The sequence below is a fragment of the Nocardioides dilutus genome (assembly GCF_054779555.1).
On the sequence record NZ_BAAGYA010000002.1, the window covers coordinates 1121359 to 1145408 of the forward strand.

At 69.8% G+C, this 24050-nt stretch carries 29 protein-coding genes; 27 read left to right on the plus strand and 2 right to left on the minus strand.

Annotated features, from left to right (window positions below; all coding sequences use genetic code 11):
- Positions 1 to 7: 7 nt before the first annotated feature.
- The 22 genes from thrB (at position 8) to ACYVC6_RS15160 (ending at position 18216) form a co-directional block, all read left to right on the plus strand.
- Complete coding sequence (gene thrB / locus ACYVC6_RS15055) at positions 8 to 919, plus strand: homoserine kinase (RefSeq protein ID WP_460715199.1); 912 nt, start codon at positions 8 to 10, stop codon at positions 917 to 919.
- A 162-nt stretch (positions 920 to 1081) separates the two neighbouring features.
- Complete coding sequence (rho, locus tag ACYVC6_RS15060; RefSeq protein WP_460715200.1) at positions 1082 to 2869, plus strand: transcription termination factor Rho; 1788 nt, start codon at positions 1082 to 1084, stop codon at positions 2867 to 2869.
- 105 nt (positions 2870 to 2974) lie between these two features.
- Positions 2975 to 3346, plus strand: coding sequence for a response regulator transcription factor (locus ACYVC6_RS15065; RefSeq protein ID WP_292676491.1), 372 nt, complete (start codon positions 2975 to 2977; stop codon positions 3344 to 3346).
- Between the two features lie 182 nt (positions 3347 to 3528).
- Entirely contained in the window at positions 3529 to 3768 is a 240-nt protein-coding gene (rpmE, locus tag ACYVC6_RS15070) for a 50S ribosomal protein L31 (protein ID WP_460715201.1), read from the plus strand.
- A gap of 63 nt (positions 3769 to 3831) precedes the next feature.
- Positions 3832 to 4905, plus strand: coding sequence for a peptide chain release factor 1 (gene prfA, locus ACYVC6_RS15075; RefSeq protein ID WP_460715202.1), 1074 nt, complete (start codon positions 3832 to 3834; stop codon positions 4903 to 4905).
- Positions 4902 to 5738, plus strand: a complete 837-nt coding sequence (gene prmC, locus ACYVC6_RS15080) for a peptide chain release factor N(5)-glutamine methyltransferase (RefSeq protein ID WP_460715203.1) — start codon at positions 4902 to 4904, stop codon at positions 5736 to 5738. Before prfA ends, prmC begins: the two co-directional genes overlap by 4 nt.
- Before the next feature lie 28 nt (positions 5739 to 5766).
- Positions 5767 to 6426, plus strand: coding sequence for an L-threonylcarbamoyladenylate synthase (locus ACYVC6_RS15085; RefSeq protein ID WP_460715204.1), 660 nt, complete (start codon positions 5767 to 5769; stop codon positions 6424 to 6426).
- Positions 6427 to 6428: 2 nt separating this feature from the next.
- The gene (locus ACYVC6_RS15090; RefSeq protein WP_460715205.1) at positions 6429 to 7565 is read left to right on the plus strand and encodes a glycosyltransferase family 4 protein; all 1137 of its coding nucleotides are present in this window, start codon (positions 6429 to 6431) and stop codon (positions 7563 to 7565) included.
- Positions 7566 to 7816: 251 nt separating this feature from the next.
- Entirely contained in the window at positions 7817 to 8059 is a 243-nt protein-coding gene (locus ACYVC6_RS15095) for an AtpZ/AtpI family protein (protein ID WP_460715206.1), read from the plus strand.
- A gap of 9 nt (positions 8060 to 8068) precedes the next feature.
- Entirely contained in the window at positions 8069 to 8515 is a 447-nt protein-coding gene (locus tag ACYVC6_RS15100) for a hypothetical protein (RefSeq protein ID WP_460715208.1), read from the plus strand.
- A complete protein-coding gene (atpB, locus tag ACYVC6_RS15105) occupies positions 8512 to 9399 on the plus strand; it encodes a F0F1 ATP synthase subunit A (RefSeq protein WP_460715209.1) in 888 nt (295 codons plus the stop codon). The genes ACYVC6_RS15100 and atpB overlap by 4 nt, the downstream gene beginning before the upstream one ends.
- A 92-nt stretch (positions 9400 to 9491) precedes the next feature.
- Positions 9492 to 9743, plus strand: a complete 252-nt coding sequence (locus tag ACYVC6_RS15110; protein ID WP_292676474.1) for a F0F1 ATP synthase subunit C — start codon at positions 9492 to 9494, stop codon at positions 9741 to 9743.
- 2 nt (positions 9744 to 9745) lie between these two features.
- Positions 9746 to 10336: a F0F1 ATP synthase subunit B gene (locus tag ACYVC6_RS15115; protein WP_460715210.1), complete on the plus strand. Its 591-nt coding sequence runs from the start codon at positions 9746 to 9748 to the stop codon at positions 10334 to 10336.
- Positions 10336 to 11139, plus strand: a complete 804-nt coding sequence (locus ACYVC6_RS15120) for a F0F1 ATP synthase subunit delta (protein ID WP_460715211.1) — start codon at positions 10336 to 10338, stop codon at positions 11137 to 11139. The genes ACYVC6_RS15115 and ACYVC6_RS15120 overlap by 1 nt, the downstream gene beginning before the upstream one ends.
- Positions 11140 to 11225: 86 nt before the next feature.
- Entirely contained in the window at positions 11226 to 12860 is a 1635-nt protein-coding gene (gene atpA, locus ACYVC6_RS15125; RefSeq protein ID WP_460715212.1) for a F0F1 ATP synthase subunit alpha, read from the plus strand.
- Between the two features lie 8 nt (positions 12861 to 12868).
- Positions 12869 to 13783 (plus strand): F0F1 ATP synthase subunit gamma, encoded by a 915-nt coding sequence (locus tag ACYVC6_RS15130; protein WP_460715213.1) that lies wholly within the window; start codon positions 12869 to 12871, stop codon positions 13781 to 13783.
- Between the two features lie 9 nt (positions 13784 to 13792).
- On the plus strand, positions 13793 to 15235 hold the full coding sequence (gene atpD, locus ACYVC6_RS15135) for a F0F1 ATP synthase subunit beta (RefSeq protein ID WP_460715214.1): 1443 nt from the start codon (positions 13793 to 13795) through the stop codon (positions 15233 to 15235).
- A 26-nt stretch (positions 15236 to 15261) separates the two neighbouring features.
- The gene (locus tag ACYVC6_RS15140; RefSeq protein ID WP_460715215.1) at positions 15262 to 15645 is read left to right on the plus strand and encodes a F0F1 ATP synthase subunit epsilon; all 384 of its coding nucleotides are present in this window, start codon (positions 15262 to 15264) and stop codon (positions 15643 to 15645) included.
- 27 nt (positions 15646 to 15672) lie between these two features.
- Entirely contained in the window at positions 15673 to 16113 is a 441-nt protein-coding gene (locus ACYVC6_RS15145) for a DUF2550 domain-containing protein (protein ID WP_460715216.1), read from the plus strand.
- A gap of 26 nt (positions 16114 to 16139) precedes the next feature.
- Positions 16140 to 17288 (plus strand): MFS transporter, encoded by a 1149-nt coding sequence (locus ACYVC6_RS15150; protein WP_460715217.1) that lies wholly within the window; start codon positions 16140 to 16142, stop codon positions 17286 to 17288.
- Between the two features lie 59 nt (positions 17289 to 17347).
- Positions 17348 to 17656 carry a hypothetical protein gene (locus tag ACYVC6_RS15155; protein ID WP_460715218.1) on the plus strand — a complete coding sequence of 103 codons (309 nt, stop codon included), beginning with the start codon at positions 17348 to 17350 and terminating at the stop codon, positions 17654 to 17656.
- A gap of 41 nt (positions 17657 to 17697) precedes the next feature.
- The gene (locus tag ACYVC6_RS15160; protein WP_460715219.1) at positions 17698 to 18216 is read left to right on the plus strand and encodes a hypothetical protein; all 519 of its coding nucleotides are present in this window, start codon (positions 17698 to 17700) and stop codon (positions 18214 to 18216) included.
- A gap of 12 nt (positions 18217 to 18228) precedes the next feature.
- Here the strand turns inward: ACYVC6_RS15160 and ACYVC6_RS15165 are convergent, their stop codons facing one another.
- Positions 18229 to 18801 (minus strand): cob(I)yrinic acid a,c-diamide adenosyltransferase, encoded by a 573-nt coding sequence (locus ACYVC6_RS15165; RefSeq protein WP_460715220.1) that lies wholly within the window; start codon positions 18799 to 18801, stop codon positions 18229 to 18231.
- A 123-nt stretch (positions 18802 to 18924) separates the two neighbouring features.
- Here ACYVC6_RS15165 and ACYVC6_RS15170 point away from each other — a divergent pair, with 123 nt between their 5' ends.
- Positions 18925 to 19227, plus strand: a complete 303-nt coding sequence (locus ACYVC6_RS15170) for an STAS domain-containing protein (protein WP_460715221.1) — start codon at positions 18925 to 18927, stop codon at positions 19225 to 19227.
- A 160-nt stretch (positions 19228 to 19387) separates the two neighbouring features.
- A complete protein-coding gene (locus ACYVC6_RS15175) occupies positions 19388 to 21439 on the plus strand; it encodes a protein meaA (protein ID WP_460715222.1) in 2052 nt (683 codons plus the stop codon).
- Positions 21440 to 21483: 44 nt separating this feature from the next.
- On the opposite strand, the gene ACYVC6_RS15180 is transcribed toward ACYVC6_RS15175, so the two are convergent.
- A complete protein-coding gene (locus tag ACYVC6_RS15180; RefSeq protein ID WP_460715223.1) occupies positions 21484 to 22269 on the minus strand; it encodes a hypothetical protein in 786 nt (261 codons plus the stop codon).
- A gap of 109 nt (positions 22270 to 22378) precedes the next feature.
- Between ACYVC6_RS15180 and ACYVC6_RS15185 the strand changes: the two genes are divergently transcribed.
- From ACYVC6_RS15185 to ACYVC6_RS15195, 3 genes are read left to right on the plus strand one after another with little or no spacing between them, the layout of a single operon-like run.
- Positions 22379 to 22567, plus strand: a complete 189-nt coding sequence (locus tag ACYVC6_RS15185; protein ID WP_460715348.1) for a hypothetical protein — start codon at positions 22379 to 22381, stop codon at positions 22565 to 22567.
- 21 nt (positions 22568 to 22588) lie between these two features.
- On the plus strand, positions 22589 to 23113 hold the full coding sequence (locus ACYVC6_RS15190) for a ferritin (RefSeq protein ID WP_460715224.1): 525 nt from the start codon (positions 22589 to 22591) through the stop codon (positions 23111 to 23113).
- An 18-nt stretch (positions 23114 to 23131) separates the two neighbouring features.
- On the plus strand, positions 23132 to 24037 hold the full coding sequence (locus tag ACYVC6_RS15195) for an NAD(P)/FAD-dependent oxidoreductase (protein ID WP_460715225.1): 906 nt from the start codon (positions 23132 to 23134) through the stop codon (positions 24035 to 24037).
- Positions 24038 to 24050: the final 13 nt, after the last annotated feature.

Sequence of the window (24050 nt, forward strand, 5' to 3'; positions counted from 1 at the left end):
TGTCTTGGTGACCCTGGTCGAGGGACCGGTGCGGGTCGAGGTGCCTGCGACCTCGGCGAACCTCGGCCCCGGCTTCGACTCGCTGGGGCTCGCCCTGGAGCTGCGTGACCGGCTCGAGGCGGAGGTGCGGCCCGAGGGTCTGGTGGTCGAGGTGACCGGTCACGGCGCCGACTCGGTTCCGAGGGACGCCTCCCATCTGGTCGTCCGCTCGATGACCGCGGCGTTCGAGGCTCTCGGAGTGACCCCGGCCGGGCTACGGCTCGCGTGCGACAACGCCATCCCGCACGCCCGCGGCCTCGGCTCCTCGTCGGCAGCCATCGTCGGCGGGCTGGTGCTGGCCCGGGCCCTCGTCCGCGACGGGCCCGAGCGTCTCGACGACCACGCCCTGTTCCGCCTGGCGGCGGAGATCGAGGGACATCCGGACAACGTGGCTCCGGCGGCCTACGGCGGCTTCGTGATCTCGGGCCGCGAGGCGGGCGAGTGGTACGCCGTACGGGCGCCGGTCGACGGCCGGGTCGTGGCAGCGGCCTTCGTCCCTGCGGACCCGCTGTCGACCGAGGTGGCCCGCGGACTGCTCCCGGAGACGGTCCCCCACGCGGACGCGGCCGCGGACGCCGGGCGCAGCGCGTTGCTCGTCGCCGCACTGGGCGGGGCGACCGAGCACCTGCTGACCGCCACCCGTGACTACCTCCACCAGGAGCAGCGTCGCCCCGCGATGCCCGACTCCCTGGCCCTGGTCGACCGGCTGCGGTCCGAGGGACACGCCGCCGTCGTCTCTGGGGCAGGTCCGACCGTGCTGGTCCTGGCCGACTCCACGCTGGTCTCCGCCGGCGACCTCGCGGCCGCGTGTCCCGTCGGCTGGGAGCACCACGTCCTGCTCGTCGCGGACGAGGGAGCACGAGTCGTGTCACCTCGGTGATACATTGAGTCCACGCCGTTCTAATGCGGCATCCGGCACGGTCACCTGGCGCGGCCACAGACTCCGCCACTTGGCTGGGGCCGGAGCACTCTCCTCACTCGCATGAGCAGTCTTGCTCGTGCCTCCACCCGCACCCACGGGGTGCGTTGAGAAGGAACTCACGTGACGGAAACGATCGACACCGCCGCTGCGGCCCCACAGGCGGGCGCGAAGAAGAAGAGCGGCGGACTCAACTCGATGCTCCTCGCCGACCTGAAGTCGATGGCCGGTGGCCTCGGCATCTCCGGAGCCGGCTCGATGAAGAAGGCCCAGCTGGTCGAGGCCATCAAGGCGGCCCAGTCCGGAGGCCACGCCCGTGGCCGGTCGCAGGAGCGCGACGTACGAGCCGAGCCGAGCCCGGACCAGAACCGCCAGGGCCGGCAGCACGACGACCAGCACCAGGGTCAGCAGAAGGATCAGCACAAGGACCAGGACAAGCAGCAGGACAGGCAGCAGGACAGGCAGCGCGACAAGCAGCAGGACAAGCAGCAGGACAAGCAGCAGGACAAGCAGCAGGACAGGCAGCGCGACAAGCAGCAGGACAAGCAGCAGGACAAGCAGCAGGACAAGCAGAACCGCCAGGAGCAGCAGCCACCGGGTGGCGATCAGCGCGGCGACCAGCGGGGCGACCAGGGTGACCAGGGCGACCAGGGCCAGGAGGGCGAGGGCGGCCGTCGCAACCGCCGTCGCCGGGGCCGGGACCGCGCGGCCCGTCCGGGGGCACCCGGTGGCCAGCGCAACGAGCCGGACACCACGATCCTCGAGGACGACGTCCTGGTCCCGGCCGCCGGCATCCTCGACGTCCTGGACAACTACGCGTTCGTCCGGACCAGTGGCTACCTCCCGGGCGTCGACGACGTCTACCTGTCGCTGTCGATGGTGCGCAAGTACGGCCTGCGCCGCGGCGACGCGGTGGTCGGGCAGGTGCGCCAGCCCCGAGAGGGCGAGCGCAAGGAGAAGTTCAACCCGATGGTGCGCATCGACAGCGTCAACGGGATGGACCCCGAGTCCGGCCGCAACCGCGTCGACTTCACCAAGATGACCCCGCTCTATCCCACCGAGCGGCTCCGTCTCGAGACCGACCCCGGCAACCTGATCGGCAGGGTCATCGACCTGGCCGCGCCGATCGGCAAGGGCCAGCGTGGCTTGATCGTGTCGCCGGCCAAGGCCGGCAAGACCACGATCCTGCAGTCGATCGCGGCCTCGATCACGACCAACAACCCGGAATGCCACCTGATGGTGGTCCTCATCGACGAACGGCCCGAGGAGGTCACCGACTTCGAGCGGACCGTCAAGGGTGAGGTCATCGCCTCGACGTTCGACCGGCCGCCGGCCGATCACACGATCGTCGCGGAGCTCGCGATCGAGCGCGCCAAGCGCCTGGTCGAGCTCGGCCACGACGTCGTCGTGCTGCTCGACGGGCTCACCCGCCTCGGTCGCGCCTACAACCTCGCGGCGCTGTCCAGCGGGCGCCAGCTCGCCGGCAGCGTCGACGCGGCCGCTCTTCACCCGCCGAAGCGGTTCTTCGGGGCTGCCCGCAACCTCGAGAGCGGCGGATCACTGACCATCATCGCGACCGCGCTCGTGGAGACCGGCTCGGCGACCGACGAGGTCATCTTCGAGGAGTTCGCGAGCGCCGCCAACATGGAGCTGCGGCTGCGCACCGACCTCGCGGACGAGCGCCTCCACCCGGCCGTCGACCCGACCGCCTCGGGCACCCGCCGTGAGGAGCTGCTCATGGGTGAGGAGGAGCTCCAGATCCTCTGGAAGCTCCGTCGCTCGCTCTCGGGTCTGGAGCCGAAGCAGGCGTTGGGGCTGGTGCTGCAGCGGCTCAAACGGTCCTCGACCAACATCGAGTTCCTCCGCCAGGTCCAGCAGGAGGCACCCGCCCCGGGCGAGTTCAACGGCTGAACGGCCGGACCCCAGGTCGGCCCGCGGTTTACACCGTTTCTCCACGGAACGGCCACAGATCCTGCTGTACTGACCTTCACTGCACGACCTGGAGGGGGTTTGCCAGTGGCGAGGATCGTGGTTGCCGACGACGATGCGGACATCCGTGAGCTGGTCGAGTTCAAGCTCGCGACCCTCGGGCACGACATCGTCACAGTGGGCGACGGCAGCGCCGCCGTGGACGCCTGCCTCACCCAGCACCCCGATCTGGCCGTCCTCGACATCATGATGCCTGGGCTCACCGGCCTCGAGGCGGTCAAGGAGATGCGCGCCCACCCGGAGATGGCCGGCATCCCGGTCATCCTGCTCACCGCGCGCGCCCAGCAGTCCGACGTGCAGATCGGCTACGACTCCGGAGCCGACGACTACATCACCAAGCCGTTCAGCCCCAAGGACCTGGCTTCCCGCGTAGAAGCACTGCTCGCCCGAGGAGCTTGAAACGCCGAGTTGTCGCTGCGAGCGAATCGAAGCGTTGCGAGCGGAGCGAGCGCGCCTCGCGAAGTTCGCGGGGGTAGACAACCGGGAATTCGCCCGACCTCCGACGGGTTGACTATCCTGACCCGTCGGCTCCGGTTCACGGTCCCCATCGGGGGAGCGACCCGGCGCCATGAGAGGACACCATGAAGCGCGACATCCACCCTGAGTACGTCGACACCCAGGTCACCTGCACCTGCGGCAACACGTTCATCACCCGCAGCACCGCAACGTCCGGCACGATCCGGGCCGACGTGTGCTCCAACTGCCACCCCTTCTACACCGGCAAGCAGAAGATCCTCGACACCGGCGGCCGCGTGGCCCGGTTCGAGGCCCGCTACGCCAAGAAGGCCGCTGACAAGAAGGACGCTCCGGCCGAGAGCTAGCTTCTTCCGAGCGCCGACCCCCGCCGTCGCGGAGGTCGGCGTTCGCTATTTGTAGGAGTCCAGATGTTCGACGCGGTGGACGGCCTGGAGGCCGAGCACGCCGAGCTCGAGGCGCGCCTGGGCGACCCCGAGGTGCATGCGGACGCCCGCCTGGCCAAGCAGCTCAACCAGCGCTACGCCGAGCTCAGCCGGATCATCGCCGCCAAGCGTGAGCTCGACGCCCTCGTCGACGATCTCGAGGCGGCCCGCGAGCTCGTGGCCGAGGATCCGTCCTTCGCCGGCGAGGTGGACAAGCTGGCGGAGCGGCGCCAGGTCAGCGAGGAGCAGCTACGGCGACTCCTGGTCCCGCGGGACCCGACCGACGACAAGGACGCCATCCTCGAGGTGAAGTCGGGGGAGGGCGGCGAGGAGTCCGCCCTGTTCGCCGGCGACCTGCTCCGGATGTACACCCGCTACGCCGAGACCCAGGGGTGGCAGGTGGAGATCCTCGACGCCACCGAGTCCGACCTGGGGGGCTACAAGTCGGTCACACTCGCGGTGAAGGCCAAGGGCGTGACCGAACCCGGCCGGGCGCCCTACGGCCTGCTCAAGTTCGAGGGCGGCGTGCACCGGGTCCAGCGGGTGCCGGTGACGGAGTCGCAGGGGCGGATCCACACGAGCGCCGCCGGCGTCCTGGTGCTGCCCGAGGCCGAGCAGGTCGATGTCACCATCGACGACAACGACCTGCGCATCGACGTCTTCCGCAGCAGCGGCCCTGGCGGCCAGAGCGTCAACACCACGGACTCCGCGGTCCGGATCACCCACGTGCCGACCGGCATCGTGGTGAGCTGCCAGAACGAGAAGAGCCAGCTGCAGAACCGCGAGCAGGCGATGCGCATCCTGCGGGCCCGGTTGCTGGCCGCCGCCCAGGAGGAGGCCGCGGCCGCAGCCAGCGACGCCCGGCGCAGCCAGGTCCGCACCGTCGACCGCTCCGAGCGGATCCGCACCTACAACTACGCCGAGAACCGAATCTCCGACCACCGCACCGGCTACAAGTCCTACAACCTCGACCAGGTCCTCGACGGTGCGCTCGAGCCGGTCATCGAGTCCTCGGTCGAGGCGGAGCTCGCGGCCCGGCTGGAGAGCCTGGACGCGTGAGCCGGCAGGTGCTCGCCGACGCGGCGCGGCGGCTGCGCGAGGCGGGGGTCGCCAGCCCGGAGCACGACGCCGCGGAGCTGCTGGCGCACGTGCTCGGGACCGAGCGTTCGCGCCTGGCTCTCGTCGACGACGTGGGAGCCGCCGACCTGGCGGCGTACGACGCCCTGGTGGCCCGCCGCGCGGCCCGCGAGCCGCTCCAGCACCTGACCGGCGTCGCCTGGTTCCGACACGTCTCGGTGGAGGTCGGCCCGGGGGTGTTCACGCCGCGCCCTGAGACCGAGCTCCTGGCCGGCTGGGCCATCGAGGCCGCGACGCGCCTCGACGCCCCGGTCGTCGTCGACCTCTGCACCGGCTCGGGGGCGATCGCCAAGTCGCTCGCCGACGAGCTGCCCGCGGCCACGATCCACGCGGTGGAGGCCGACCCGCCGGCGTACGCCTGGGCGCTGCGCAACCTGGCCGGGACGGGAGTCGACCTGCGGCAGGGCGACTTCGCCACCGCTTTCGACGACCTGCTCGGCCAGGTGGACGTCGTGGTGTGCAACCCGCCCTACGTGCCGCTCGAGGCGTGGGAGTCGGTGGCGCCCGAGGCGCGTGACCACGACCCGCACCTCGCGCTCTTCTCCGGTGCCGACGGACTGGACGCGATCCGGGTGCTGGGGGTCCGAGCCGCTGAGCTGCTCCGGGCCGGGGGAGTGGTGGGGGTCGAGCACGCGGATGTCCAGGGGGAGTCCGTGCCTGGCATCTTCTCCGCGACCGGCCGCTGGGCCGAGGTCCGCGACCACGAAGACCTGACGGGGCGGGCGCGATACACGACGGCGCGGCTGGCACGATGACTGGCACGATGACCGGCGTGAGGGAGCAGTGAGCCAGCGGTATCCGACGGGGACGGAGGACGAGCGCGAGGCAGCCGTGGCGGCCGCCAGCCTCGCGATCCAGCGAGGCACCCTGGTCCTGATGCCGACGGACACGGTCTACGGCATCGCCGCCGACGCATTCGACCACGAGGCGGTGGCCGACCTGCTCGAGGCCAAGGGCCGGGGCCGCGAGATGCCACCGCCGGTCCTGGTGTCGGCGGCGACCACGCTCGATGCCCTCGCGGTGCGGGTGCCCGGCTATGCCCGCGCCCTGGTCGAGGAGTTCTGGCCCGGCCCGCTCACTCTGGTCTGTCACGCGCAGGCCTCGCTGCAGTGGGACCTCGGCGACACCCGGGGCACCGTCGCGGTGCGGATGCCCGACCACCCGGTCGCCCTGGAGATCCTCGAGCGCACCGGGCCGCTCGCGGTCAGCTCGGCCAACACCACCGGCTCCCCGGCCGCGACCGACGCCGACCAGGCCGAGGAGATGCTCGGCGAGGACTGCGCGGTCCTGGTCGACGCGGGGCCCTCGCCGACCGGTGAGGCCTCCACGATCGTGGACGTGACCGGCCCCCAGGGCCGGGTCCTGCGGGCCGGCGCCCTCGGCCTCGACCAGCTCAACGCGGTGCTCGAGCCGCTCGGTGCCACCCTGGTCGACGAGGGGTAGGGGTGCGCGAATACCTCCTCGTCTTCCTGGTCGCCGCGGCGGTCACCTACCTGCTGACCGTCATCGCTCGGGAGATCGCGATCCGGACCGGGGCGGTCGCCCGGGTGCGGGACCGGGACGTGCATGCGGAGCCGGTGCCCTACCTCGGCGGGCTGGCGATGCTGGGCGGGCTGATCGCGGCGTACGTCGTGGCACGGCAGCTCCCGTTCCTCTCCGACAGCGGACCGTTCGTCTTCCGAGACGCACGCATCGTGCTCATCGCCGGCGCGCTGCTGTGCGCGGTGGGGGTGCTGGACGACCTCTTCGAGCTGGATGCGCTCACCAAGCTCGGCGGCCAGGTGCTGGCGGCGGCGCTGCTCATCGCCTCGGGGATCCAGTTCGTCTTCTTCACGTGGACGGACGGCGCCGTGTTCTCGCTCGACCCACGACAGAGCGCAATCCTCACCGGCCTGCTGATCGTGGCCACGGTCAATGCGGTGAACTTCGTCGATGGCCTCGACGGACTTGCGGGAGGGGTGGTCGCGATCGGGGCTCTGTCGTTCTTCCTGTTCTGCTACCAGATCACCCGCCTCAACGACCTGCCCAGGGCCACGACGGCTGCGCTGCTCAGCGCGGCGCTTGCCGGAGCGTGCATCGGGTTCCTGGTCCACAACTTCCACCCCGCCCGGGTATTCATGGGCGACAGCGGCTCGATGCTGATCGGGCTGGTGTTCTCGGCGAGCGTGGTGACCCTTTCCGGGCAGTTCACCCCCACCTCCTTCGAGTCGACGTCCGGGTCCAGCCTGCTGACCACGCTGCTACCGATTCTGCTGCCGGTCTTCATCCTCGTCGTGCCACTGATGGACCTGTTCCTGGCAGTCGTCCGACGCGGCTGGTTCGAGCTGCGATCGCCGTTCAGCCCCGACAAGCTGCACCTGCACCACCGGCTGCTCGAGATCGGCCACAGCCACCGGCGTGCGGTGCTGATCATGTGGCTGTGGGCGGGCCTGGCGTCGCTGGGCACGGTGCTGGTCAGCCTCTACCCCGGCCGCACCATCGTGTGGGTGTCCCTCGGTGTGATGGCGGTCGTGACTGTGGTCCTGACCTTCCTTATCCCGATCGTCCACAAGCCCCGGATCGGCGCCCTCCACGAGTCGTGATCAGGGACCTGCCCAAGTCGTGACCAGGGTCCTCCGGCCCTGATTTTTCTGCCGTCCGGACCTTGTGCTAGTTTTCACAAGCACCGGCAAGGACGCTGAGCAGAGGGGGTCGAGACCATGACTGACCCCCACTTCGTAGGTCTGAGCCGCTGTGATAATTTCCCAAGGTCGCCGCGCCTCCTCCCTCCGGTCGTAGGTCCCGGCGACGTTCTGTACGCCGTCAATGCCAGCGACGAAAGCGACCCGGGTGAATGGCTGATGAGCCGACCGAGCCGACTCAGCCGACTGGACCGTCCGAGCAAGGGCTGCGTGGTCGCGACCTCATCGGGCTGGGCGGGTTCCTCGCCGCGGCGATCGTCTTCTGCACCGGCCTCGGCATCGTGCTCGACCGCGTCGCGGACACGACTCCGGTCCTCACGATGGTCGGCGTCGGGCTCGGCATGGTCGCCGGTGCTGTCGGCTTCTGGGTCCGCGTCCGCGCGGCGCTCCGCTAGGACGCCGCGATGACCGACCCCCTCATCAGCCCCGCACTCGAGACCTCTGTGGCCGCGCAGCCGGGCAAGGCCTCGGTGCTGACCGTGCTCCGCGACCAGCGCAAGACGGTCGGGGTCGCGCTGGTCCTGGCCGTGGCGGCCTACTGGATCGCCGGCCAGCTCGGCGAGTGGCGGCTCGCCACCGCCATCGCGGTGGGCGTGGGCCTCGGCCTGCTCAACCACCTGGCCACCGAATTCTGGCTGCTCCGGATCATCGCCGACGGGCGTCAGCCCACCCGCGCCACCATGGTGCGCTCCACGCTGGTCCGCCTGTTGGTCCTCACCGTCGTCGCCGTGGGTCTCGCCGTGGTGTGGTGGCCCGATGGGATCGGGCTGCTGCTGGGCCTGGCCATCTTCCGGCTCATCGCCTTGGTGATGACCACCGTCCCCCTGCTGAAGGAGCTCAAGAGCCAATGACGCTGAAGAAGGTCAGCAACGGCGCGCTGGTCCTCGCCATCGTGTCCTTCGTCGTGGGGGTCGTGTGGCACACGACGGGCGAGAAGGGCGAGAAGGCCGAGATCCACATCGGTGAGCACAGGACCGCGGACTGGCCGCTGGTCGGGACCGTGCACGTCGACACCATCATCTCGACGTTCGTGGCCGGTGCGGTCGTGCTGCTCCTGGGCTTCCTGGCCCGCCGGGCGCTCACGCGAGACCCCGAGGACCACGTGCCGACCAAGCTCCAGCTCATCTGGGAGGCGATCGTCGGGCAGGTCAACAGCCAGGTCGAGGACAACCTCGGCAAGGTGCACCCCTACGCCGCCCCGCTGGCGATCTCGCTGTTCTTCTTCATCCTGATCGCCAACTGGATCGAGCTGCTCCCGCTCAAGATCAACGAGTCCGACCACCTGCTGTCCGTCCCGACCGCCGACACCAACCTGACCTACGCCCTGGCCGGGGTGACGATCATCAGTGTCTGGGCCTACGGGATCCGGCAGAAGGGCCTGAAGGGCTACCTCAAGCACTTCTTCGAGCCGTTCCCGGTGATGTTCCCGCTCAACCTGCTCGAGGAGCTGATCAAGCCGATCACGCTGGCGCTGCGACTCTTCGGCAACATCTTCGCCGGCGGCATCATGCTCGGGCTGATCGGTCTGATGCCGTTCTTCATCGGGTGGGCGCCCACCATGCTCTGGAAGGCGTTCGCCGGAGCCATCGCGGTCATCCAGGCCTTCATCTTCGCCCTGTTGACGGTGCTCTACTTCGCGATGGCCGGCGCCGGGCACGGCGACGATCACGACGAGCACGCGGACGAGCACGACGAGGCCGACTCGCACGAGGAGAAGGTCCCGCAACCCGCATAACCAGAGCCAGCGGGCTGATCGACCGGTCGGCACCGCACCAGAGGTAAAACCGAGGCGCTGAGGTCAGCGCCGCAAACAAGGAGAGAAACTCAATGGCTGCAGAAGGATCTGTCGAGCTGGCCGGTGCCTTCATCGGTGGCGGCATCGCCCTCGCGGGTGGCGCGATCGGTGCTGGTGTGGGTGACGGCCTGGCCGGTGCGTCCTACATCGAGGGCGTGGCGCGTCAGCCTGAGGCGCAGGGCCGCCTCCAGACCATCTTCTTCCTGACGGTGGGTCTGGTCGAGGCGATGTTCTTCATCAACCTCGCGTTCATGGCCCTGTTCGTCTTCGTCCTCGGCGCCTGATCATGGCGTTCACGGCACAGCTGGCACCCCTGGTGCTGGCGGCCGCGGAGGAGGGCGAGGAGACCAGCAACTTCCTGGTCCCCAATGGCACGTTCTTCATCGAGCTGGCCGCGTTCCTGCTGCTGTTCTTCCTGCTGACGCGATACATCATCCCCTTCATCAACGGGGCGATGGAGCGACGCCAAGAGGCGATCCGCAAGGAGTTCGCGGAGCTCGACGAGGCCAAGGCCGAGGCCAAGGGCGCCGAGGAGGAATACAAGGCGCAGTTGGCCGACGCTCGTCGGGAGGCCGCCCGCATCCGCGAGGAGGCCCGCGAGCAGGGCAGCGCGATCGTCGCCGAGGCACGGGAGCAGGCGACGGTGGAGCAGGCGCGGGTCATTGAGCACGCACAGGCCCAGATCGCCGCCGAGCGTCAGCAGGCGCTGACCTCGCTCCGCGCCGAGGTGGGCACGCTGGCCACCTCCCTCGCCGAGCGCATCGTGGGCGAGGCCCTGGAGGACGACGAGCGCAGCAACCGCGTCGTCGACCGCTTCCTGGCCGACCTCGAGACGCTGGAGGCCTCCAAGGCGGGCGCGAACGGGGCGACGTCTTGATGCTCAGAGGTGCCTCCGCCGAGGCCCTGGCCGAGCTGACCAAGCAGGCCGGGACCAGCGGCACGCTCGCTGACCAGGCCACGCTGGGTCAGCAGCTCTTCGGGGTGGTCGAGGTCCTGCGCGGCGACGCCGCGCTGCGGCGCGCGCTCACCGACAACTCCGTCGAGGGCGACAGCAAGGCCGGCCTGGCCAAGGCCGTCTTCGGCAGCGCCGTCAGCGACGCGACGGCCACACTGGTCGCGGACGCGGCGTCCCGACGGTGGACGGGCGGGCGTGACCTCGCAGACGTGCTCGAGCGACTCGCGGTCATCGTGACCGTGCGGTCGGCTGGGGCGAAGGGCCAGCAGGTGGGCGACGAGCTGTTCGCCGTACGCCAGATGCTCGACGCCAACCCGGAGCTGCGAGGCACGCTGTCGGACCTTGGCCGGTCCGCGAAGGACCGCAGCGCGCTGGTGACTGGCCTGGTGTCGGGAGAGCTGGAGCCCGCGACGGAGACGCTGGTCGTCCAGGCGATCAGCCGCGGTCAGGGCAGTGTCGACAAGGCGCTCGAGGAGTTCCTCGACGTCGCCGCCGAGGCGCTCGGCGAGACAGTGGCCACCGTGCACACCGCCCGCGAGCTGAGCGACGCGGACCAGCAGCGGCTGGCCGGCGCGCTGAGCAAGCAGTACTCCACCACCGTGCAGCTGCACGTGGTGCTCGACCCGACCCTCCTCGGGGGCCTTCGGGTCGCGATCGGCGACGACGTCATCGACGGCAGCGTCTCCAACCGCCTCGACGACGCCCGGCGTCGCATCGCGGGCTGACCGACCACACAGACCACAACGACTTCACGCAACACGTCCTCAGGCAACACCAGTTCAGGGAACATCCCAGGGAAGAGGCAGAACACATGACGGAGCTCTCGATTCGCCCGGAGGAGATCCGCGCCGCGCTGCAGAAGTACGTCGACGACTACAAGCCGTCGGCGGCCAGCAAGGAGGAGGTCGGCACCGTCGCCCAGTGTGCCGACGGCATCGCCCGTGTGTCCGGCCTGCCCTCGGCGATGGCCAACGAGCTGCTGGAGTTCGAGGACGGCACTCTCGGCATCGCCCTCAACCTCGACACCCGTGAGATCGGTGTCGTCGTGCTCGGTGACTTCGACAAGCTCGAGGAGGGCCAGGCCGTGCGCCGCACCGGCGAGATCCTCTCGGTGCCGGTCGGTGACGGGTTCATGGGCCGGGTCATCGATCCGCTCGGCCAGCCCATCGACGGCCTCGGTGACATCGAGTCGACCGAGCGCCGCGCGCTGGAGCTCCAGGCGCCGGGCGTGATGATGCGCAAGTCGGTGCACGAGCCGCTCGCCACGGGCATCAAGGCGATCGACTCGATGACCCCGATCGGCCGCGGTCAGCGCCAGCTCATCATCGGTGACCGGTCGACCGGCAAGACCACGATCGCGATCGACACGATCATCAACCAGAAGCAGAACTGGGAGTCGGGCGACCCGACCAAGCAGGTGCGCTGCATCTACGTCGCCATCGGGCAGAAGGGCTCGACCATCGCCGCCGTGCGTGGTGCCCTCGAGGAGGCCGGCGCGCTGGAATACACGACCATCGTCGCCTCACCGGCGTCCGACGCGGCGGGCTTCAAGTACCTCGCGCCCTACACCGGCTCGGCCATCGGCCAGCACTGGATGTACGACGGCAAGCACGTCCTCATCATCTTCGACGACCTCACCAAGCAGGCCGAGGCCTACCGCGCCGTGTCGCTGCTCCTGCGCCGCCCGCCGGGTCGTGAGGCCTACCCCGGTGACGTGTTCTACCTGCACAGCCGGCTGCTCGAGCGCTGCGCCAAGCTCTCCGACGACATGGGCGCGGGCTCGATGACCGGTCTGCCGATCATCGAGACCAAGGCCAACGACGTGTCGGCCTACATCCCGACCAACGTCATCTCGATCACCGACGGCCAGATCTTCCTGCAGTCGGACCTCTTCGCGTCCAACCAGCGCCCGGCCATCGACGTCGGTGTGTCGGTGTCCCGCGTGGGTGGTGCGGCGATGACCAAGGCCATGAAGAACGTGACCGGCTCGCTCAAGGTCGACCTGGCGCAGTTCCGCGCCATGGAGGCCTTCGCGATGTTCGCCTCCGACCTCGACGCGGCCTCGCGCCAGCAGCTCGACCGCGGCCAGCGGCTGATGGCCCTCCTCAAGCAGCCGGCCTACTCGCCCTACCCGCTGGAGGAGATGACCGTCGCCCTGTGGCTCGGCACGACCGGCCGCCTCGACCCGATCGCCACCGACGACGTGCTGCGTTTCGAGCACGAGTTCCTCGACCACCTGCGTCGCAACCACGAGGGCATCCTGGCGGGGATCCGTGAATCGCTGAACTTCGACGACGACACGGCCAGCGCCGTGACCGAGGCCTACGACGCGTTCCTGGAGCAGTTCGAGGGCGTCGAGGGTGGCGTCCGGCCGGGCACTGACCCGCAGGAGGCTGCCCTCGAGGACGAGGACCAGGAGCGCATCGTCAAGCAGAAGCGGGGCTGAGGTAGCTCATGGCTGTATCGCTGCGCGAGTACCGCGCGCGGATCAAGTCGACGGAGTCGATGAAGAAGATCACGCGCGCCATGGAGCTCATCGCTGCGTCGCGGATCATCAAGGCCCAGCAGCGCGCCCAGGCGGCCGCGCCGTACGCGCGTGAGCTGACCCGGGCGGTTTCCGCGGTCGCGACCTTCAGCAACGTCGACCACCCCCTGACCAAGGAGGAGGACGACCCCAAGCGGGCGGCGGTGCTCATCGTCACCAGCGACCGGGGTCTCGCCGGCGCCTACTCCTCGAGCGTGCTCAAGGAGGCGGAGCGGCTCAACGAGAAGCTCCGCGAGCAGGGCATGGAGATCGACACCTACATCGCCGGGCGCAAGGGCGAGGCCTACTACAAGTTCCGCCAGCGCCCCGTGGTGCAGACGTGGACGGGGTTCTCCGACCAGCCCCACTACGACGTGGCGGCCGAGATCGGGCAGACGCTCATCGACTCCTTCGTCAAGCAGCAGGGGGAGGAGGGCGACGTCGACGAGGTGCACGTGGTCTACACGCGCTTCCGCTCGATGCTCGTCCAGGAGCCCACCGCGGTGCGGCTCCTGCCCCTGGAGGTGGTGGAGGGCGAGGAGAAGCCCGACGCCAACGAGCTGCTTCCGCTCTACGAGTTCGAGCCCTCACCGGAGGCGGTCCTCGACGGGCTGCTCCCGCAGTACGTCCAGAGCCGGATCTTCTTCGCCCTGCTCCAGGCCGCGGCCTCCGAGCTGGCGGCCCGGCAGAAGGCCATGAAGTCGGCGACGGACAACGCCGAGGAGCTCATCAAGAAGTACACCCGGGTGGCCAACCAGGCTCGACAGGCCGGCATCACCCAGGAGATCAGCGAGATCGTCGGTGGCGTCAACGCGCTGGCCGATGCCCAGGCAGCAGGAGAGTAGGAGCCACACATGACCGCAACCGCTGAGGAAAAGAAGACCGGCGTCGGGCGCATCGCCCGGGTGATCGGTCCGGTCGTCGACATCGAGTTCCCCTCTGACTCGATGCCGGAGATGTACAACAAGCTGGAGACCGAGCTCGAGCTGCTGGGCGAGAAGCAGATCCTCTCCCTGGAAGTCGCCCAGCACATCGGCGACGGCATGGTCCGCGCCATCTCGCTGAAGCCGACCGACGGCCTGGTCCGCGGCGCCCACGTGACCGACACGGGCGGCCCGATCTCGGTGCCGGTCGGTGACGTGACCAAGGGTCGCGTGTTCAACATGCTCGGCGAGGCGCTCAACCTCAAGGAGGGCGAGGAGCTCGACGTCAAGGAGCGGTGGGGCATCCACCGCAAGGCTCCGGCCTTCGACCAGCTGGAGTCGAAGACGCAGATGTTCGAGACCGGCATCAAGGTCATCGACCTGCTCACCCCCTACGTCCAAGGCGGCAAGATCGGCCTGTTCGGCGGTGCCGGGGTCGGCAAGACCGTGCTGATCCAGGAGATGATCGCCCGCGTCGCCAAGGACCACGGTGGCGTCTCGGTGTTTGCCGGTGTCGGCGAGCGCACCCGTGAGGGCAACGACCTCATCACGGAGATGGAGGAGGCCGGCGTCATCGGCCAGACCGCCCTGGTCTTCGGTCAGATGGACGAGCCGCCCGGCACCCGGCTGCGGGTCGCGCTCTCTGCGCTGACGATGGCGGAGTACTTCCGTGACGTCCAGAAGCAGGACGTGCTGCTGTTCATCGACAACATCTTCCGGTTCACCCAGGCCGGTTCCGAGGTCTCGACCCTGCTGGGCCGGATGCCGTCCGCGGTGGGCTACCAGCCCAACCTGGCCGACGAGATGGGCACGCTGCAGGAGCGGATCACCTCCACGCGTGGTCACTCGATCACCTCGATGCAGGCGATCTACGTCCCCGCGGACGACTACACCGACCCCGCGCCGGCCACGACGTTCGCCCACCTGGACGCCACCACCGAGCTGTCGCGTGAGATCGCGTCGCTGGGCATCTACCCGGCTGTGGACCCGTTGACGTCGACCTCGCGGATCCTGGACGCCCAGTACATCGGGCAGGCCCACTACGACTGCGCGATCCGGATCAAGCAGATCCTCCAGCGCAACAAGGAGCTCCAGGACATCATCGCGATCCTCGGTGTCGACGAGCTGTCCGAGGAGGACAAGATCATCGTCTCCCGGGCCCGCCGCATCCAGCGGTTCCTGTCCCAGAACACCTATGTCGCCAAGCAGTTCACCGGCATCGAGGGCTCCACGGTCCCGGTCTCGGAGACCATCGAGGCGTTCAACAAGATCGCCGACGGCGACTACGACCACGTCGCCGAGCAGGCGTTCTTCATGTGCGGCGGACTCGACGACGTCGAGCGCAAGTGGGCCGACATCCAGAAGAACCTCTGAGGCGTGGCCGGAAAAGGGACTGACTGATGGCAGACGCACTGCAGGTGGAGCTCGTCGCGGCCGACCGCACGGTCTGGTCGGGCGAGGCCACCATGGTGATCGCGAGGACCGTGGAGGGTGACATCGGCGTCCTCCGCGGCCACGCGCCGGTGCTCTCCCTGCTGACTGACGCGGTGGTCGAGATCGACGCCGGTGACGGCGAGGTCGTGATGGCCGCGGTCGACGGCGGGTTCATCTCGGTGGCCAACGACCGGGTGTCGATCCTGTCCGAGCACGCCGTGCTCGCCGCCGACATCGACGTCAGCGCCGAGCGGGCGGAGCTCGAGGACGCACAGGGCGAAGAGGGCCCGGACGCCGAGGCCCGGATCCGCCGGGCCGAGGCGCGGATCCGCGCGGCCGAGCGGGCCTAGGACACCGGAGCACGACAAGGGGGACGGATGCCGCTGTGGCAGTGGCTGCTCGACGCAGCCGGACTGCTGCTCGTGCTCGTCCTGCTCTACGGCGGTCTGCTGGTGCTGAGGCGCCGGGTCCTCTCCCGGCACGGCGGCACCTTCGAGCTCAGTCACCGCACGGCCGCGGCCGCGCCCGGCAAGGGCTGGGTGCTGGGACTGGGGCGCTACTCGGGGGACAACCTCGAGTGGTTCCGGATCTTCTCCCTGTCGCCGTGGCCCAAGCACGTCTGGGGCCGGTCCCGGATGTCCTACGACGGCCGTCGCGCCGCCGACGAGCGTGAGCGTCACGTGCTCTACCCCGGTCACGTCGTGGTCGCCTGCACCACGCCCGACGGCAAGGTCGAGCTCGCGCTGAGCGCCGAGTCGCTCACCGGGTTCCAGGCCTGGCTCGAGTCGCACACCCCCGGGACGGACTGGTCGCGCTGAACGCACAGACGGTCGCGACATCGGTGATGTCCGCCCGCAACGCGGTGGCGGCCGCTTTCATCGTCAACGGGCTGCTGTTCGCCAGCCTGGTCTCGCGCGTTCCTGACCTGCGCCGCGAGCTGAGCCTCAGCAACGGAGGCCTCGGTCTGCTCCTGCTCGCCATCGCGGCGGGGTCGATGCTGGCGCTGCCGTCCACCGGATGGCTCATCTCTCGCACCAGCGCGGGTGCCGTCGTGCGTCTCGGTGTCGTGCTCTCGGGTGTCGGTCTCAGCGTGGGTGCGCTCGGCGCCGCCGTGGTGTCGACGGTGCCGGTCGCGGCCGTCGGCCTGTTCACCTACGGCATCGGCACCGGGGTGTGGGACGTCGCGATGAACGTCGAAGGGGCGGAGGTCGAGCGCGGGCTCGGCCGCTCGGTCATGCCCCGGTTCCACGCCGGGTTCAGCCTCGGCACGATCCTCGGTGCGGGCGTCGGGGTGCTGGTCACGGCCCTCGACGTCCCGATGCTCCTCCACCTCGGCGTTCTCGGGCTGGCGGCGATGCTGGTGGTGCTCCGCTGGACCCGGGTGTTCCTCCCCGCCGTGGAGCACCCCGAGGCCGACATGTCCCGGGGCACGGCCTGGCTGGAGCCGCGCACGCTGGCCGTGGGGCTGATGATCCTCTGCTTCGCGGTGGCCGAGGGATCGGCCAACGACTGGCTCTCGCTGGCGCTGATCGACGGCTACGACGTCGAGCAGTGGGTCGGGGTGGCGGGCTACGCGGTGTTCGTGATCGCGATGACGGCCGGCCGCGTGGCCGGGACCTCGCTGCTCGACCGGTTCGGCCGCGCGCCAGTCCTCTGGGCGACGGCAGCGACCGCGGCCCTGGGCATCGTGCTGGTCGTGGTCGGCGACCACGTGCTGCTGGTCGGCCTGGGGATCCTGGCCTGGGGCCTCGGTGCCTCCCTCGGCTTCCCGGTCGGGATGAGCGCCGCCGCCGACGAGTCCGCCCGCGCCGCGGCCCGGGTCAGCGTGGTCTCGACGATCGGCTACGGCGCCTTCCTGGCCGGACCGCCGCTCCTCGGCTGGCTCGGAGACGAGGTCGGGACGCTCGACTCCCTGCTGGCCGTGGCGGCGCTCATGGGGCCGGCGCTGCTGGCGGTGTTCGCCACTCGCAGGCCCCGACCGGCGGCGGTGTAGCAAGGATCACCCGGACCCCGATGGTGTAGTCGTGGGACTGGTGGTGCAACGTGGGGGACATGTTGATCTTCGGCATGATCGTCCTGGCCCTCGTCGCCACCGCCGGCCTGACCCTGCTCAAGGCCAGCCGCGAGCTCGAGACCGCTGACGACAGCGACCTCGGGTCGGTGGCCGGGTTCGTCGACGAGAGCCTGCTCCGCACCCGCGCCGCGGTCGACACCCTGATCCAGCCGGACGTGAGCGTGGCCGAGGTGCGACCCAGCCGCCACGCCCTGCGCGAGCGGGCGACGACCTACGGCGTCTTCGGCCTCGGGCTGATCGGGATCGCGGCGTTCGTCGTGGTCGGCACATTCCTGCTCAGGTCCTAGCGCTCGTTGACGACCGACGGGGGGCTCCGTACCTTCCCGTCATGAAGCTCATCTCGCAAACCGCCACCCACCCGGCGACGTGGATAGCGGCTGTCGCGCTCGTCGCCTCCGCCGGGGGCGCCGGTTACGCCGCCGGCATGTTGACCGGAGACGACATCAAGGACGGCTCGCTGACCGGCAAGGACGTCAAGAACGGCTCCCTGACGGGCAAGGACGCAAAGGACGGCTCCCTGACCGGCAAGGACGTCAAGGACGGTTCGCTGAGCGGCGCGGAGGTCGAGGACGGCTCCTTGTCGATCACCGACGCGGACGACTCCTTGCGGACGACCTTCACCACGGTCACCTTCGCCGGACAGCCCACGGCCGGCACCCACGAGGAGACCGCTGACTGCCCTGCCGGGTCGACCGTGGTGTCGGGCGGGTTCGTGGTCAGCCCGAACGTCACCGGGGTGAGCGTGGCCAGGAGCTACGCGGTGGACCAGGACACCTGGCTCGTCCGCGTCGTGGCGGATGGGCTCCAGGAGACGCAGGTCACCATCGTGGCCCACTGCGTGTCCTGAGCGCGGGGGACCTCACCGCTCGCCACCTGGCACCCACAGCACGTCGCCCCGCTCCCGGTTGGCATACCTCGCCAGGATGAAGAGCAGGTCCGAGAGCCGGTTGAGGTAGGTCAGCGCCAGCGGGTTCATGGTGTCGGCGTGCTCGGCGTGGGCCGCCCAGGCCGAGCGCTCGGCCCGGCGCACCACCGTGCGCGCCACATGCAGGTGAGCGGCCGCCGGCGTACCGCCGCTGAGGATGAACGAGCGGAGTGTCTCCAGCGGCTCGTTGTAGTGGTCGCACCAGCCCTCGAGCCGGTCGACGTAGTCCTGCTCGACCCGCAGCGGCGGGTAGTCGGGTTCGGTGACGACCGGTGTGGAGAGGTCGGCGCCGACGTCGAAGAGGTCGTTCTGCACCCGGACCAGCACGGCGGCCACGTCGTCGTCGAGGTCTCCGACCGCGAGGGCCACGCCGATGTGGGCGTTGGCCTCGTCGACGTCCGCGTAGGCGCGCAGGCGGGTGTCGAGCTTGGTCGTGACGCTGTTGTCGCCGAGCCGGGTCTCGCCCCCATCGCCGGTGCGTGTGTAGATGCGCGTCAGGTTGACCATGTGGGGAGAGTAGTGCGGCGGCCCGTGGTCACCCCAACAGGTGAATGTCGGCGTGCCAGGCAACCCATTGGGTGTGATCAGCGTCATAGTGGTCAACGAGTCCACACTGACGCGGGAGCAGCATTGGACATCATCCGAGACGGACCCACCCTGGTGCTCAGCGGCGACTTCGACGTCCGCAGCACCTGGGAGGTGCGCACCGCGATCTACGAGCTGCTCGGTTCCTACGACAGCGATGTGGTCGTCGACCTGTCGGAGGTGGGTGGCGTGGACCTGACCGCGCTCAAGCTCCTGGCGGTCGCCACGCGTGAGGCATCCCGCGGTGGTCAGCACCTCCGGCTACGAGGGTGCTCGCTGCCCGTACGCCGGATGCTCCACCTGACGCACCTGCGACGGATGGTCGAGGTCGAGCGCGAGGTTTCGTGACGCGCCACTCGGCCCTCCCAGGCTCGGGCCGAGTCGATGCTCCTCGACCTCCTCGCTGATCGCCGACCTCGCGAGCTCGGTCCGCGCGCTCGGACGGCAGTGACATAACCCTCACGGTTGACCGGTGACCGGCCGGTAACCTCCGGCCTACCCTCGTGGGATGAGCGAGAAGGACAGCCTCGGGCCGACCCGCCCCGAGAAGGACCGCCCTTGGGTGATGCGCACCTACGCCGGGCACTCCACTGCCGCGGCGTCCAATGCGCTCTACCGCTCCAACCTGGCCAAGGGCCAGACCGGACTCTCGGTCGCCTTCGACCTGCCCACGCAGACCGGCTACGACCCGGACTCGCCGCTGGCCCGCGGTGAGGTCGGCAAGGTCGGCGTACCCGTCCCGCACCTGGGCGAGATGCGCAAGCTCTTCGAGGACATCCCGCTGACCGGGATGAACACCTCGATGACCATCAACGCCACCGCCATGTGGCTGCTCGCGCTCTACCAGGTCGTCGCCGAGGAGCAGGCGGGCGTGCCCGAGGGCAAGGCCACCGCCGAGGAGGTCGCGGCGCAGCTGGCCGGCACGACCCAGAACGACATCATCAAGGAGTACCTCTCCCGCGGGACCTACGTCTTCCCACCGGAGCACTCGCTGCGGCTGATCGCGGACATGATCGCCTACACCGTCCACCAGGTGCCCAAGTGGAACCCGATCAACGTCTGCAGCTACCACCTCCAGGAGGCCGGCGCGACGCCGACCCAGGAGGTCGCCTACGCGATGTGCACCGCGATCGCCGTCCTCGACCAGGTCAAGAGCTCCGGCCAGGTCTCCGAGGAGGACTTCGAGAAGGTCGTCGGCCGGGTCTCGTTCTTCGTCAACGCGGGGGTCCGGTTCATCGAGGAGATGTGCAAGATGCGCGCCTTCGTCGAGCTCTGGGACGAGATCACCCGGGACCGCTACCGCGTCCAGGACGAGAAGATGCGCCGGTTCCGCTACGGCGTCCAGGTCAACTCGCTGGGCCTGACCGAGGCGCAGCCCGAGAACAACGTGCAGCGGATCGTGCTGGAGATGCTGGGCGTGACCCTGTCCAAGAAGGCCCGCGCGCGCGCCGTCCAGCTGCCGGCCTGGAACGAGGCGCTCGGTCTGCCCCGGCCGTGGGACCAGCAGTGGTCACTGCGCCTCCAGCAGGTGCTGGCCTACGAGTCCGACCTGCTCGAGTACGACGACATCTTCGACGGCTCGCCGGTGATCGAGGCCAAGGTCGCCGAGCTCGTCGCCGGCGCCAAGGCCGAGATCGACCGGGTGCAGGCGATGGGTGGGGCGATCGCCGCCGTCGAGAGCGGATACATGAAGCAGGCCCTGGTGAGCGCCCACGCCGCCCGCCGGGCCGCCATCGAGGCCGGCGAGGAGAAGATCGTCGGCGTCAACATCTACGAGACGACCGAGCCCTCGCCGCTCACCGCGGACCTCGACGCGGCGATCATGGTTGCCGACCCCGAGGCGGAGAAGACGGCGCTGGCGAGCGTCGAGGCGTGGAAGGCCCAGCGTGACGAGGCCGAGGTCGCCGAGGCCCTGGCCCAGCTCGCGGCCGATGCCAAGACCGACACCAACCTCATGGAGGCCACCCTCAGGGCGGCCCGCGCCGGGGCAACCACGGGGGAGTGGGCCGGGACGCTGCGCGAGGTCTTCGGCGAGTTCCGGGCGCCCACCGGGGTGAGCGGCGCGGTCGGCATCCTCTCGGACGCCGGTTCGGCAGGCGCCGCGCTCGGCGTCGTCCGCGACCGGGTGCAGCAGACCGGCGAGGAGCTGGGAGGCCGCCTGCGGCTGCTGGTCGGCAAGCCTGGGCTCGACGGCCACTCCAACGGCGCCGAACAGGTCGCCGTGCGGGCCCGCGACGCGGGCTTCGAGGTGATCTACCAGGGCATCCGGCTGACCCCGGAGCAGATCGTGTCGGCCGCCGTTGCCGAGGACGTCCACTGTGTCGGCCTGTCGATCCTGTCCGGCTCGCACATGGAGCTCGTCCCGGCGGTGCTGGACGGCCTTCGGGAGGCCGGACTCGACGACGTGCCCGTCATCGTCGGCGGGATCATCCCGGACTCCGACGCCCGACGGCTCATCGAGCTCGGGGTCGCCGCGGTCTACACCCCCAAGGACTTCGGGCTGACCGCGATCATGGGCGGGATCGTGGACGTGATCCGGGCCGCGCGCGGGTTGGCCTGATCAGGCGCGGGCCGCACTGACCTGATGGCTGGCTCCCCGGCGGCTCAGAAGATGAGCACCCGGACCGACTGGTTCACCGCTGTGTCCTCATGGTCCACGACCCGCACCCGGTAGGTGATGATCGAGGTGTACGTCGGTGGCGGGTCCCCGGGGTTGCCACTGGAGATGTTGGCCATGTAGCCGGCGCCGGTGGCGTTGGGCACCACCATGGGGTAGGCGCCGAGAAGCCCGCCGAACAAGCCGGTCTGTCCGTCGGGGTGGAAGGCGATGTCGACGGTCCCCGTTGACGGGCGCTTGGCGTAGATGGTGCCCGGGATGCACATGTAGGCGTTGCCGACTCCCTGGATGCTGTAGCTCGTGGGGGAGACGTTGGCCAGGGTCAGGGTCGCCGAAGCCTTCAGAACCCCGGTCTGGCACTTCTGCTGGTACGCCGAGGCTGCGGTGCCTCCCAGGCTCGCGGCGTCCGGGACCGTCGCCAGGGTGCCCTCCGCGACGTCCGCGCCGGTCAGCGTGTCCGGAGCGACGTGGGCTCCCGTGAGGGTGTCAGCAGCGACGTCCGCTCCCGTCACGGCGCCGTCGGCCAGGCCGGGCTGCGGGTAGGTGCCGTCGAGCACCCCGCCGGCGGCCGCGCCGGCCAGGGTCTGGTCCGGTGCGTTGAGCTTGGCCCGCACCGACGCCTGGAGCTTCTTCTCGGCGACCGAGCCGTTCTTGAGCTTCTTGCCGCTGATCTTCGCGACCGCTGACTGGGCTGTGGCCGTGACGGAGGGGTTGGCCAGAAGGCTGACCAGCAAGGCGGCCAGGGCGATCCCAAGGGGGAGGTGACGCTTCATGCCGTGCAGCATCACCGACCAACCTTCACGAACGGTTAAGGCGTGGGCCGTGAGTCACACTTTGGTGAGGCAACCCTAAGTCCCTGCTACCATCTCGCCCGTGGCGAAGATGGGCAAGCTCCCCAAACGGGAGTGCTGTGCGTCCAAGTCCGCGTGCGGCCGCTGTCCGCTGCGGATGCTCAAGGAAGGCACCCTGCCACCGGGGTATACGGTCAAGAAGCGCAAGCTCGTCCGCGTGGACGGCAAGAAGGTGCCAAAGAAGATCAAGCCCGTGAAGCGGCGCAAGAAGGCCGCCTGACCCCGTCCAGGAGGCCCTTGAATGGCTGCCGAACGCTTCGTCGAGGCGCTCAACGCACAGATCGGCAACGAGCTGGCCGCGCACAACCAGTACCTCGCCTGCGCGGTGCACTACGACGCCGAGACGATGCCTCAGATGGCGGCGTTCTTCTACGCCCAGGCGCTCGAGGAGCGCGAGCACGCGCTGATGATGGTTCAGTACCTCCTCGACACCGACGCCGAGGTGACCATCCCCGGCGTCGACGCCCCGACGGCGGCCTTCGCCGACGTCGTGGCCCCGGTCGCCTTGGCCCTCGAGCAGGAGAAGCGGGTCACCGAGCAGATCAACGGGCTGCTGCGGATCGCCCGCGAGGAGAACGACTTCGCCTCCGAGCAGTTCATGCAGTGGTTCATCAAGGAGCAGGTCGAGGAGGTCGCGACCATGACCGACCTGCTCGCGATCGTGACCCGCAACCGCGACGACCTCGAGGACATCGAGGAGTACGTCGCCCGCGAGTCCGGCAGCGACCAGGCCGATCCGACCGCCCCACGGGTGGCTGGCGCCTAGAACTGTCACGATGATCCCGTGAGCCGGGTCATCGTGGTCGGCGCGGGGGTCGTCGGGCTCTCGTGCGCCGCTCGGCTGCTCGCCGACGGTCACCGCGTCGACGTCCTGGCCCGCGACCTGCCCCGAGAGACGACCTCGGGCGTGGCCGCCGCGCTCTGGTATCCCTACCGCGCGCTGCCCTTCGACCGGGTCCTGGACTGGTCACGCACGTCCTACGAGGCGTTCGACCGGCTCGCGGCCGACGCACCGGAGTCCGGGGTGAGCATGCGCACGGGCGTCGAGGTGCTGTCCGGACCACACGAGCGGCCCTGGTGGGCCGAGGCCGTGCCCGACCTCATCGAGACCCATGCCGTGCCCGACGGCTACGAGCTGGGCTGGTCGTTCACGGCCCCGGTGGTCGAGATGCCTGTCTATCTCGACTGGCTCGCCGGGGTGGTCCTCGACCGCGGGGGCACGATCACCAGGATCAACCTCACCGGACTCTCGTCCGGAGCCGACGTGGTGGTCAACTGCACGGGCATCGGGTCGCGGTTCCTCGCCCGTGACCTGAGCGTGCAGCCGGTCCAGGGGCAGGTGGTCCTGGTCGAGCAGGTGGGGCTCCGGCGCTGGTGGCTCGACAGCGCCGGGCCGACGTACGTCATCCCCCGCGCGCACGACATCGTGCTCGGCGGCAGCGACGTCGAGGGGGAGTGGAGCCGAACCCCCTCGCCCGAGGTGGCCTCCACCATCCTGCGCCGGGCCCTCCGGCTGGTGCCGGAGCTCGCCGGAGCCGAGGTCCTCGGCCACCGGGTGGGGCTGCGACCGGCGCGTCCCGAGGTGCGCCTGGAACGCGTGGACGACATCGTCCACTGCTACGGGCACGGCGGATCCGGGGTCACCGTGTCCTGGGGCTGCGCCGAGGAGGTCGCCGGGCTCGTGGGCTGAGGCGCGCCCAGGA

Coding starts and splice junctions, on each gene's coding strand:
- rpmE (WP_460715201.1), top strand. CDS start 3,529: ATGAAGCGCGACATCCACCCTGAGTACGTCGACACCCAGGTCACCTGC.
- prfA (WP_460715202.1), top strand. CDS start 3,832: ATGTTCGACGCGGTGGACGGCCTGGAGGCCGAGCACGCCGAGCTCGAG.
- ACYVC6_RS15095 (WP_460715206.1), top strand. CDS start 7,817: ATGGCTGATGAGCCGACCGAGCCGACTCAGCCGACTGGACCGTCCGAG.
- ACYVC6_RS15100 (WP_460715208.1), top strand. CDS start 8,069: ATGACCGACCCCCTCATCAGCCCCGCACTCGAGACCTCTGTGGCCGCG.
- atpB (WP_460715209.1), top strand. CDS start 8,512: ATGACGCTGAAGAAGGTCAGCAACGGCGCGCTGGTCCTCGCCATCGTG.
- ACYVC6_RS15110 (WP_292676474.1), top strand. CDS start 9,492: ATGGCTGCAGAAGGATCTGTCGAGCTGGCCGGTGCCTTCATCGGTGGC.
- ACYVC6_RS15115 (WP_460715210.1), top strand. CDS start 9,746: ATGGCGTTCACGGCACAGCTGGCACCCCTGGTGCTGGCGGCCGCGGAG.
- ACYVC6_RS15120 (WP_460715211.1), top strand. CDS start 10,336: ATGCTCAGAGGTGCCTCCGCCGAGGCCCTGGCCGAGCTGACCAAGCAG.
- atpA (WP_460715212.1), top strand. CDS start 11,226: ATGACGGAGCTCTCGATTCGCCCGGAGGAGATCCGCGCCGCGCTGCAG.
- ACYVC6_RS15130 (WP_460715213.1), top strand. CDS start 12,869: ATGGCTGTATCGCTGCGCGAGTACCGCGCGCGGATCAAGTCGACGGAG.
- atpD (WP_460715214.1), top strand. CDS start 13,793: ATGACCGCAACCGCTGAGGAAAAGAAGACCGGCGTCGGGCGCATCGCC.
- ACYVC6_RS15140 (WP_460715215.1), top strand. CDS start 15,262: ATGGCAGACGCACTGCAGGTGGAGCTCGTCGCGGCCGACCGCACGGTC.
- ACYVC6_RS15145 (WP_460715216.1), top strand. CDS start 15,673: ATGCCGCTGTGGCAGTGGCTGCTCGACGCAGCCGGACTGCTGCTCGTG.
- ACYVC6_RS15150 (WP_460715217.1), top strand. CDS start 16,140: ATGTCCGCCCGCAACGCGGTGGCGGCCGCTTTCATCGTCAACGGGCTG.
- ACYVC6_RS15155 (WP_460715218.1), top strand. CDS start 17,348: ATGTTGATCTTCGGCATGATCGTCCTGGCCCTCGTCGCCACCGCCGGC.
- ACYVC6_RS15160 (WP_460715219.1), top strand. CDS start 17,698: ATGAAGCTCATCTCGCAAACCGCCACCCACCCGGCGACGTGGATAGCG.
- ACYVC6_RS15165 (WP_460715220.1), bottom strand. CDS start 18,801: ATGGTCAACCTGACGCGCATCTACACACGCACCGGCGATGGGGGCGAG.
- ACYVC6_RS15175 (WP_460715222.1), top strand. CDS start 19,388: ATGAGCGAGAAGGACAGCCTCGGGCCGACCCGCCCCGAGAAGGACCGC.
- ACYVC6_RS15180 (WP_460715223.1), bottom strand. CDS start 22,269: ATGAAGCGTCACCTCCCCCTTGGGATCGCCCTGGCCGCCTTGCTGGTC.
- ACYVC6_RS15185 (WP_460715348.1), top strand. CDS start 22,379: ATGGGCAAGCTCCCCAAACGGGAGTGCTGTGCGTCCAAGTCCGCGTGC.
- ACYVC6_RS15190 (WP_460715224.1), top strand. CDS start 22,589: ATGGCTGCCGAACGCTTCGTCGAGGCGCTCAACGCACAGATCGGCAAC.